General features: G+C 65.8%; 12 protein-coding genes. 6 read left to right on the top strand and 6 right to left on the bottom strand.

Annotation, left to right across the window (positions count from 1 at the left end):
* On the top strand, positions 1–549 hold a 549-nt coding region (locus GJ693_RS10590; protein ID WP_156256275.1), incomplete at its 5' end, for a murein L,D-transpeptidase catalytic domain family protein.
* A 10-nt stretch (positions 550–559) separates the two neighbouring features.
* On the opposite strand, the gene GJ693_RS10585 is transcribed toward GJ693_RS10590, so the two are convergent.
* The 3 genes from GJ693_RS10585 to efp all read right to left on the bottom strand — a co-directional run bounded on the left by GJ693_RS10585 (position 560) and on the right by efp (position 3,880).
* Positions 560–754 carry a hypothetical protein gene (locus GJ693_RS10585; protein ID WP_156256274.1) on the bottom strand — a complete coding sequence of 65 codons (195 nt, stop codon included), beginning with the start codon at positions 752–754 and terminating at the stop codon, positions 560–562.
* Between the two features lie 148 nt (positions 755–902).
* Positions 903–3,119, bottom strand: a complete 2,217-nt coding sequence (gene katG, locus GJ693_RS10580) for a catalase/peroxidase HPI (protein ID WP_156256273.1) — start codon at positions 3,117–3,119, stop codon at positions 903–905.
* Between the two features lie 188 nt (positions 3,120–3,307).
* Entirely contained in the window at positions 3,308–3,880 is a 573-nt protein-coding gene (gene efp, locus GJ693_RS10575) for an elongation factor P (protein WP_156256272.1), read from the bottom strand.
* 93 nt (positions 3,881–3,973) lie between these two features.
* Between efp and epmA the strand changes: the two genes are divergently transcribed.
* Both epmA and GJ693_RS10565 read left to right on the top strand, forming a co-directional pair.
* Positions 3,974–4,993, top strand: a complete 1,020-nt coding sequence (gene epmA / locus GJ693_RS10570; protein ID WP_235902818.1) for an EF-P lysine aminoacylase EpmA — start codon at positions 3,974–3,976, stop codon at positions 4,991–4,993.
* 77 nt (positions 4,994–5,070) lie between these two features.
* A complete protein-coding gene (locus tag GJ693_RS10565; RefSeq protein WP_197042112.1) occupies positions 5,071–5,892 on the top strand; it encodes a helix-turn-helix transcriptional regulator in 822 nt (273 codons plus the stop codon).
* A gap of 53 nt (positions 5,893–5,945) precedes the next feature.
* On the opposite strand, the gene GJ693_RS10560 is transcribed toward GJ693_RS10565, so the two are convergent.
* Both GJ693_RS10560 and GJ693_RS10555 read right to left on the bottom strand, forming a co-directional pair.
* Positions 5,946–6,377 (bottom strand): hypothetical protein, encoded by a 432-nt coding sequence (locus GJ693_RS10560; protein WP_156256270.1) that lies wholly within the window; start codon positions 6,375–6,377, stop codon positions 5,946–5,948.
* 86 nt (positions 6,378–6,463) lie between these two features.
* On the bottom strand, positions 6,464–7,408 hold the full coding sequence (locus tag GJ693_RS10555; protein ID WP_156256269.1) for an alpha/beta fold hydrolase: 945 nt from the start codon (positions 7,406–7,408) through the stop codon (positions 6,464–6,466).
* A 172-nt stretch (positions 7,409–7,580) separates the two neighbouring features.
* Between GJ693_RS10555 and GJ693_RS10550 the strand changes: the two genes are divergently transcribed.
* The 3 genes from GJ693_RS10550 (at position 7,581) to GJ693_RS10540 (ending at position 9,558) form a co-directional block, all read left to right on the top strand.
* On the top strand, positions 7,581–8,078 hold the full coding sequence (locus GJ693_RS10550; protein WP_156256268.1) for a hypothetical protein: 498 nt from the start codon (positions 7,581–7,583) through the stop codon (positions 8,076–8,078).
* A gap of 84 nt (positions 8,079–8,162) precedes the next feature.
* On the top strand, positions 8,163–8,951 hold the full coding sequence (locus GJ693_RS10545; protein WP_156256267.1) for a helix-turn-helix domain-containing protein: 789 nt from the start codon (positions 8,163–8,165) through the stop codon (positions 8,949–8,951).
* A 73-nt stretch (positions 8,952–9,024) separates the two neighbouring features.
* Positions 9,025–9,558 (top strand): hypothetical protein, encoded by a 534-nt coding sequence (locus GJ693_RS10540; RefSeq protein ID WP_156256266.1) that lies wholly within the window; start codon positions 9,025–9,027, stop codon positions 9,556–9,558.
* Positions 9,559–9,565: 7 nt separating this feature from the next.
* Here the strand turns inward: GJ693_RS10540 and GJ693_RS10535 are convergent.
* Positions 9,566–10,116, bottom strand: a 551-nt coding sequence (locus tag GJ693_RS10535; RefSeq protein ID WP_156256265.1) for an SDR family NAD(P)-dependent oxidoreductase, incomplete at its 5' end; no start/stop codon positions are given.

Here is a 10,116-nt window from a genome sequence, read left to right as displayed (position 1 = left end):
GCCGCAAGCCCGGCGCTGGCGTCCTTGCCGCAGGCCGCGGCGCCGCATCCCCGGCTGCTCGATGGCGCCCGCGCGGCGCTGGCGAAGCATGGCAGCCAGATCAGCGCCCGCGACCTGGTCGCCATCGCCGATTACAGCCTGCACAGCGCCTTCCCGCGCTTCTTCCTCTATGCGCCCGACAGCGGCGCAGTGACGGCGCTGCGCGTCGCCCATGGCCGCGGCTCCGATCCGGCGCACACAGGGTATCTGCAGCGTTTCTCGCCGCAGCCGGGTTCAGCGGCCAGCAGTGCCGGCGCCTATCTCACCGGCGAGACCTATGTGGGCCAGCACGGCCGCTCACGGCGTCTGATCGGGCTGGACCCTGAAAACAGCACGGCGCAGGCCCGCGCCATCGTCATCCACGGCGCCTGGTATTGCGAACCGGGGGTCTTGCAGCAGACCGGCAAATTGGGCCGCAGCGAAGGCTGCTTCGCCTTCAGCGCCGACGATGCGGCGCTGGTGCTCGACCGGTTGGGGCCGGGCCACCTGCTCTATTCGGGCCGCGCCTGAGGCCGCAGCCTCACACGCACTTGGTGAACTGGCCTTTCTTCGGCCCGGACGCAAAGCGGCACTTGCCGTCCTTGCCCTTGACCACGCTGGCCGTTACCGCCGGCGGGCATTTGATAAACTTGCCCTTTGCATCCTTGCAGGGTGCCGCCAACGCCGGGCTGGCGGCCAGCGACAGGGCGGTCGCGATCATCAGGGCACGGTGCATGGGCGTCCTCCTCCGCAGCAGAGCAGCGAAGATGCGCTGACCGGCGCAAAATGCAAGCCGGCGGTGTTGGCCGCACAAGAAGGGCGACGCTTCCCGGGGGGAGAAGCGCCGCCCGATCACAGCCCGGAACACTGGGCCGGATCAACCATCAGCGACCAAGGCGGTCCTTGTTCATCACCTTGGTCCAAGCCTTGGCAAAGTCCTGCACCAGCTGCTTGTGGCCGTCAGACGCGCCATAGACTTCGGCGACGGCGCGCAGTTCGCTGTGGCTGCCGAACAGCAGGTCCACCGGGCTCGCCGTCCACTTCTTGGCACCGGTCGCCCGGTCCACCCCATCATAGAGACCATCGGTGGCTGATTTCTGCCACTTGGTGTCCATGCTGAGCAGGTTGACGAACCAGTCGTTGGTCAGCACGCCCGGCCGCGCGGTGAACACCCCAACCTTGCTGCCGCCGGCATTGGCGTCGAGCGCGCGCAGGCCGCCGACCAGCGCGGTCATTTCCGGCACGGTCACGCCCAGCAGGTTGGCGCGATCGACCAGCGCCTGGGTCGGGTTGTAGGGGCTGGCCGCCGTCCAGTAGTTGCGGAAGCCATCGGCCTTGGGTTCGAGCGCGCTGAAGCTGTCAACGTCGGTCTGGGCCTGGCTGGCGTCGGTGCGGCCCGGCGTGAAGCTGAGCGTGACCGGCACGCCGGCATCGGCCGCCGCCTTTTCCACCGCGGCATTGCCGGCCAGCACGATCAGATCCGCCAGGCTGATCTTGCGGCCGCCGGGCGCGGCCTTGTTGAAATCGGTCTGCACCTTCGACAGCACCGGCAGCACCTTTGCCAGTTCGGCCGGGTTGTTGACTGCCCAGTCCTTCTGCGGGGCAAGCCGCAGCCGGCCACCATTGACGCCGCCGCGCATGTCCGTGTTGCGATAGCTGGCCGCGGCCGCCCAGGCGGTGCGGACGAGTTCGGGCACAGTCAGGCCACTGGCCAGCACGGTCTGCTTCAGGCTGGCAACATCGACATCCGTGACCAGAGGATGATCCACCGGCGGCACCGGATCCTGCCAGCTCAACACCTCCTTGGGCGCGTCCGGCCCCAGGTAGCGGGCGTGCGGGCCCATGTCGCGATGGGTCAGCTTGAACCAGGCGCGGGCAAAGGCATCCTCGAACGCCTTGGGGTTCTTCAGCCAACCCTGGGTGATCTTCTTGTAGGAAGGATCAGTGCGCAGCGCGAGGTCGGTCGTGAACATGATCGGCGCGTGATAGACGCCCTCGCGGTGTGCATCGGGCACGAATTTCTTGTTCGCCGCGTCCTTGGGCTCCCACTGAATGGCGCCGGCCGGGCTCCTGGTCTGCACCCATTCGTTGCCGTAAAGATTTTCGAGATACTGCATCGTCCACTGGGTGGGCGAGGCTGACCAGGCGCCTTCCAGGCCCGAGGTGATGGCATCAGCGCCCACGCCGGTGCCATGCTTGTTTTCCCAGCCAAAGCCCTGCTTCTCGAGGCTTTCGGCGGCCGGCTCCTTGCCGACATTGCTGGCCGAAGCCGCACCATGCGCTTTCCCGAACGTGTGGCCACCGGCGATCAGCGCGGCGGTTTCCTCGTCGTTCATCGCCATGCGGCCAAAGGTTTCGCGGATATCGTGGGCGGCGGCCATCGGATCAGGCACGCCATTGGGACCTTCCGGATTCACATAGATAAGGCCCATCTGCACAGCGCCAAGCGGGTTGGCCAGCTTGCGGCCCTCGCTGTAGCGCTTGTCGTCCAGCATCTTGTTTTCCGGGCCCCAGTAGACCTTGTCGGCCTCCCAGTCGTCGGCACGGCCACCGGCAAAACCGAACGTCTTGAAGCCCATGGTTTCCAGAGACACGTTGCCGGCCAGCACCATCAGATCGGCCCAGCTAAGGGCGCGGCCATATTTGGCCTTCACCGGCCACAGCAGGCGGCGGGCCTTGTCGAGGTTGCCGTTGTCCGGCCACGAATTGAGCGGTTCGAAGCGCTGCTGGCCGCCACCGGCACCGCCACGGCCATCGCCGATGCGATAGGTGCCGGCGCTGTGCCAGGCCATGCGGATGAAGAATGGGCCATAATTGCCATAGTCGGCCGGCCACCACGGCTGGCTGGTGGTCAGCACCTTGGCAATATCGGCCTTCACCGCCTTCAGATCGAGCTTGAGGAATTCCTTGCCGTAATCAAAGTCCGGCCCATAGGGGTTGGACTGCGGCGCCTGTTGGCGCAGCGGCGACAGATCGACCAGTTCGGGCCACCAGAATTGATTGGACGTATTGGCGTTCATGTTTGCCTCCATGGCTGCGGCGCCGGTGGCACCAAGGCTGGCGATGGCCAGCGCGACAAGCGACACGAAACGGTTCGACATTCAGCGTTTCTCCCTGTTCTGCAATCCGGGCTTGCCCCGATGTCCGCAGGGTAACGCTGTGGTGTTACAGTCAGGAAATTGATTGTCGTGGCCGCATCAATCGAAAAAATCAGTAAGACCGTCGCGCGCAACGAAAAAGGGCCGGCCTTGCGGCCGACCCCTCATTGTTGCGCAAATCGTGCGCCGCCTCAATCCTTGGCGCGCTCGACGTAGCTGGAATCCTCGGTGTTGATCACGATGCGGGTGCCAGCCTCGATGTGCGGCGGCACCATCACGCGGGCGCCCGATTCCACGATCGCCGGCTTGTAGCTCGACGATGCGGTCTGCCCCTTCACCACCGGCTCGGTCGACACGATCGCCATGGTGACGCGCGTCGGCAGCGTGATGCTCACCGCCTTGCCGTCAAACATCAGGATCTTGCACTCGGCATTTTCCTGCAGGAACCCGATGCCATCGCCGATCATCGCCTCGGTCAGGCTGATCTGGTCATAGGTCTCGTTGTTGATGAAGATATATTCGTTGCCGTCCTTGTAGAGGTAGTTGTGGCTGACTTCCTCGACAAAGGCCTTTTCCAGGGCATCGGTGGTCTTCACGGTGATCACCGTCTTCACGCCGTCGGAAATGCGGCGCATGTCGATGGTTGTGGTGGGCGTGCCCTTGCCGGGGCGGAAGGTCTCGGCCTTCAGCACGACATAGAGCTGGCCATCCTCATGCTCGATGACCTGACCCTTGCGGAAATTGCTCGCGATTTCCTTGACCATGATATCCCCTATGCGCCAACAGCGCCCAAAGTCCGTTAATTGATGCCGGCTGCCGTTAGGGCATCGCAACCGCCTTGTTCAAGGAAAAACATCGTGTCCCGCCCGTTCTGGCACGCCGATATCCATGCTGACCGCCGGCCCTTCCTGTTGGGGCGCAACCGCGTGAAGGCGGCGTTGCAGGGCTGGTTTGCGGCACAGGACTTCTTCGCCGTCGAATGTGGCGCGGTGCAGGTCAGCCCCGGCAACGAAACCCATCTGCACGGCTTTCCGGTACTGTGGCGACCGAACAGCGGGCCTGAGCAGACGCTCTATCTCCACACCAGCCCGGAATTTGCCGCCAAGAAGCTGTTGGCCGCCGGCGAGACCCGCATCGTCGATTTCGCCCGCGTCTGGCGCAATGGCGAGCAGGGCCCGCTGCATGCGCCCGAATTCACCATGGTGGAATGGTATCGTGCGCACGACGACTGGACTGCGGTGATCGCCGATACGCTCGCCCTTGCCCGCGCCGCGCAGGATGCGGGCGGCAATCTGTGGCTCGAATGGCGTGGCCGCCGCTGCGACGCCCATGCCGAACCCGAGATGCTGACCTGTGCCCAGGCCTTCGCCATTCACGCCGGCATCGATCTCGCCGCCTGCCTCGACAGCCGCGACGCGCTCGCCGCCGAGGTCGCGCGCATCGGCCTCGCCGTCCGCGCCGACGACACCTGGTCCGACCTGTTCAGCCGCGTGATCGTGACCATCGAACCGAAGCTCGGTGACGGCCGCCTCACCTTCCTCACCCATTATCCTACTCAAGAAGCCGCCCTCGCCCGCCCCTTCCCCGACGACCCACGCTGGGCCGAGCGCTTCGAGGCCTATGCCTGCGGCGTCGAACTCGCCAACGGCTTCGGCGAACTCACCGACGCACAAGAACAGCGCCGCCGCTTCGAAGCCGACATGGACGAGAAACAGCGCCTCTATGGCCGCCGCTACCCGATCGACGCGGATTTCATCGCCGCCCTGGCCCACATGCCGCCAGCCAGCGGCGTGGCCTTGGGCTTTGATCGCCTCGCCCTGCTGGCGCTGGGCGGCACGCACATCAGTCAAGTGATCTGGACGCCGTTCCCGGGGTAAGGCGATGGGACCCACCCTGGCGCATCCCAAATAAATTGGGATGGACGCTCTGCCTGCCCTGTGGTGGAAACGACGGCATGAACGCGATGGATCACCAGCGCAGCGCCTTTTCGGGGCTGAACCCGCGCGAGCTGGAAGTGCTGCAGCTGCTGGCCGCCGGCCATACCACCAAGACCATCGCCACCGTGCTGGGCAGCACCGAGACCGCCATCAACGAACGACTGCGCGCCGCCCGCCGCAAGACCGGCATCGGCAGCAGCCGCGAGCTGGCGCGCCTGCTGGAAGCCCAGAAAATCTGGGACAGGAAAATCGATCTGTCGCCGCCCGGCGATGCGACCAACACTCAGCCCCAGCCCGCACAGGCCGGGCGAACTTGGTCGAAAGGAACGATACTCATGGCACTTGCACTGCCCGTCACCGCCATTGCCCTGGTCATGGCCATGGCCACCGCCAGCCCCCCGGCTGCAGCTCCCGTTGCTGCCCAGTCCATCACCCGCGCGTCGCCACTGGTCGGCAGCTGGGCGCTCGACGTGTCGCGCATTCCGGCCGAGGAACGGCCCGGCCGCGTCACCATCACCTTCCGCAAGGCGCCGGATGGCAAGTGGACGACGCTGGTGGAAATCGTCGCCCCCGATGGCTCCACCCGCCACGCGGAATCCACCGCCGCCACCGACGGCGCGCCGGTGCCGATCAGCGGCACCATGGACTTCATCGACACGGTCGCCTTGCGCCAGCCCGCACCGGGCACGCTGGTGATGACCCTGGGCAAGAACGGCAGCCCGGTTTCGACCCGGGTCTATACCGTCGCCAAGGACCGCAAATCGATGACCGAAACCATCGTCTGGGCCGGCGGCGATCTGCCGAATCTGGAAACGACCTATTTTACGCGGATCGACTGAACCGCGCGACAGTGCGGCGGGTGCAGGGAGACCATCCCTGCACCCCACGGCCCTCAGGCCCGTACTGGCGCGGCGAAGAAGCCCAGCTTGATCGCCGGCACCAGGAACAGCGCGACGAACAGCGTGTTGCTGACGGCGTTCAATGGCATCCCGGTCGCCACCGACAGCGCTGAATCCACCACATACCAGATCAGCACCGCCCGGCTCAGTCCACGCCACACCGCCGGATCGGCGCCACAGGCCCGCCACACGGCCAGCATGGTGACGCCCCAGCCCATGGTCAGCGCGCCGACCAGCGCCACCGAAAGCCGCATCCCCGGCGCAGCAAAGGCGCCGACATCGACCGTGCCGCCGCTCACCACCCAATAGAACAGCCCGGCACCACCATCGAGCCCCGGCACCCCGGCCGCAGCAAACAAGCCGCCAAAACCGATCACCATCCACAGCCAGGCGTGCAGGCAATTTTCCCAGAATGTGCGTGACATGGCTCATTTCTCCCTTGGTTGCTGCTCCAAAGGCTGCGCCGATCTGGGAACCGCTGCAATTACCGGGCGGGTAGGGCCGATGCGAGCTAATCGAGCGTTGCGACCCAATCGCTGACCACCCGGGCATAGAGCGCCGGGTCCTGCATGTGCATCATGTGGCCCATGGCGGGGAAGGACTGGCATTCGTAGCGCTGGCCAGCGCCGCGCACCAGTTCGCCAACCCGGTCCGCCTGTTCATCCGACAAGGCGCCGACGAACAGACCGCTTTCGGCATCGATGCCGCGATAATGATGGGTCATCAGCACCGGCACCTTCACCTGCGCCAGCATGCGGGCATGATCGCAGCCGGCAAATAGGGTGCCATCCAGGGTGCGGCCCGCCCATTCGGGATCATATTCCTTCAGCATCTGGGTGGGTGACGCCGGATCATAGGGCCGCGCGGCCAGCACGGCCGGCATGTTGCTCTTCACCTCGCGCACAAAGCCTGGCCAGTCCCCGATGGACCATTGATCGCCCAGATATTTGGCAAAGGCGCCGAAGATCAGCGACACCGCGCTTTCATGCAAATTGTGGCCACAGCTGGGGCGAACTTCCGCGCCAAACAGCGGCGGGTCCTCATACAGCGCCGCCTTGATCAGCCCTGGCGGCGCATAGGCCGAAAGCCACGCCGACAGCACCCCACCCGACGACAGACCGCAGACAATCACCGGCCGCCCCACAACGGCTTGCAGGAAGCGCACCAGATCATTGCCCATGTTGTCGGTCGTGTAGCGGCCCGGCGTGCGCGACGATCGCCCCTGCCCGCGCAGATCAACCGCATAGAGGCGGAAGCGATCCTCGAGCAGCCGCATCGCTGGCTCATAGCCCCACCAGCTTTCAGTCTGCCCCGGCACCAGCAGCAGCGCCGGCGCGTCTTCCGGCCCGGCAACCGCATAGTTCATGCGGATCTCGCCCAGATCGACCCGCTGCTCGGGATAATGGTGCGGCACGAACACGTCGTTCGGAAACTGCGGATCGCCATAGTGGATCATGATGTTCGCCCCCCTGCGCGGCGCGCTCCTCACTGCCGCCTGCCGAGCCTAGCATGGGTACGGGCAATGTCCCGTCCTGTTTGCCGCCTGCCGCACGCTGGCCAATCCGCATCCATGATTGACAATGAGGCCATGGATCATAGGCTTCCCACGCCTTGCGGGGGGGAAAGCCATGGTCTCAACGCTGTTTCGTGAGTGTCTGATGGACGTCTACATTGCCGAGCATGGTGGTGAGGCGGCCTTCGAAGTGATGCTCTCCCACGCCGAGAATGATGAGCAGCGCTACATCCTTGGCACGCTCCTGCAGGCCGAGACCGAAGGCAAGGCACTGATGCGACCGCTCATCTCCCGCCTGGGCCTGCCTCTGCTCGATCCCGGCAACACCCGCGCCGAGACGGCAGCAGCGACGGAACCGTTCAAGGAAGTGCCGTGGCGAGAGCGTTTCGTGTTTCTGGGCGAGGCCGTTCGCACGACTTATCTGCCGCGCTACGAGGAACTGGCCACCCTGGTATCGGCCGATGAAGACGCGCAGGCGGCGAAGATCGCGCAGTTCATGGGGACCCACGAGCGCGCCCTGCTGGCCCTTGCCGTCAATGTTATCGACGGCGTGGCCGATCCGGCAGCGCCGGTGGCCGCCATCCTGCACTTCCCACTGGCGCGCCTGGCCTGAGCACCGGGCAGGCACCGACAACATCATCACCACACTTACCTCCCACATCATTGCGCGCTCGCGCCGCCGTGGCATCATGTGGCCATGGCGACCCGTCCCGACCTTTCCGATCCTGGCCCCTTTGGCACCGCATTGAAGGCCGCGCGCAGCAGCCGGCGGGTGAGTCAGCTCGTCCTCTCGCTCGATGCCGGGGTGAGTGCGCGGCACTTGAGTTTCCTCGAATCCGGGCGGGCGATGCCCAGTCGGGAGATGGTCCTCACTCTGGCGGAGGCGCTGGCCCTGCCGCTGTCGGCGCGCAATCATCTGCTCAACGCAGCGGGCTTTGCCTCGGCCTATCCGGCCTCGCCGCTCAGTTCGGATGCCATCGCGCCGTTTCGCTCCATTCTCACCACCATGATGGAAAATCACGCGCCCTTCCCGGCGCTGCTGTGTGATCGGCACTGGAACGTGCTGGAGGCGAGCCCGTCGGCAGCCGCCATGCTGAGCCCACTGCTCGCCGGCTGGGACGGGCCGCCCAACGTGTTCCGACTGACGGCCTGCCACCCGAAGTCGCCCGAGCTGATCGCCAACCTGCCCGAGGTCCTCCACGAAAGCCTGGAGCGGCTGGCGCTGGAGCAGAGTCTGGCCGGCGATGATCCGGTGCTCGCCGATCTGATCGCCCTCACCCGCACTGCCGCCGCGCGCCACCCCTATCGACCGGCATCGCGCACCCGCTCCCCGGTGCTGCCGGTCAGCTACCGCGGCCCGACGGGCTTGCTCAGCTTCCTGTCGGTGGTGGCGCAGTGCGGCACCTCCGAAGATGTCACGGTTCGCGACCTGCGGCTGGAACTGCTGTTCCCGGCCGACGCGGCGACGCGGGCGGCGTTCAGCTGAGCCACAGCGCGCATTTGCGGCGCTTGCGGGATTCGATCATATTCGGCCGGCGTTTCCCGAACCGGAGCCCGCCATGCAATATTCGTCCACGGTCACCCAGTCTGCCACCAAGTTTGTCGCGGAAAGCCGCTTCAAGGTGGCGCCGCAGAAGTGGACGGTAACGCTGATCCTCGCCCAGGCCTATTCGTCGAACACGTTTTACGAGAAGCATGTGCTGCGCAAGGGCGAGAACCCGGGCACGGTGGCCGCCCAGCGCAAGAAGATCACCAGCGACAATAATTTTTACGGCGTTGACGGCAAGAACATCAATCACGCCACCTTCATCCTGCTCGACAGGATCGACGTGCGGGACATGGTCTATGGCCTGTGCCAGGCCGTGGTGGCCAACCAGCTGGCCGGCAATCTGCCGGCGGTGAACGGCTATATCGCCAATCTGCCGATCGAGGCAGCGTTCGATGCGGCGGATTGCGTGGTCACCATCCACCAGGGTGGAGCACCGACAAAGTGCCGCTCGATCAAGGTGGGTGGAACCCTGCGCGGCCTCGATGCGGTCAACAACCGCATCGCATTCGAGATTGACCACAGCGGCGGCCAGGGCGCCACCTGACCCGCGTTCAGGCGACGCGGATCACGCATTTCCCGTCGATCTGTCCGGCCCCCATCGCGGCAAACGCGGCGCGCATGTCATCCAGGGGCAATTCAAGCCCGATATGGGGTTTCAAGTGGGCCGCCCGCGCGTCGATCTCGCGGATATGGCGGGCCCCGGCGGCCGGGTCCTGCCGGCCCTGCTCGCCGGCGCGCACGCCGACCAGTTCGATTTCCTTCAGCAGCAGGCGATTCAGCGGCACGCTGTCACCGCGCCCGCCGACGAAGCCGATGATGGCATAACGGCCACCGCGACGCAGGCATTTGACCAGCGGCAGCACCAACGGACCGGCGACCGGATCGAAGACCAGGTCGACGTCCTTCACCGGGATCTGCGGGTTGTCGCGATCCACTTGGATCACTTCCTGCGCGCCGGCTTCGCGCGCCAGTTGCAGCCGTGCTTCGGATGAGGCCAGCGCCACCACGTGCGCCCCCATGTGCGCCGCCAGCTGCACGGCCGCCCGGCCCATGCCGCCGCCAGCACCTGTCACCAGCACGCGCTCGCCAGGCTGCAGCCGGC

It is taken from the genome of Sandarakinorhabdus oryzae (genome assembly GCF_009733735.1).
GTDB classification, from domain to species: domain Bacteria; phylum Pseudomonadota; class Alphaproteobacteria; order Sphingomonadales; family Sphingomonadaceae; genus Sandarakinorhabdus; species Sandarakinorhabdus oryzae.
This window is presented reverse-complemented; position numbering and strand designations above follow the sequence as displayed.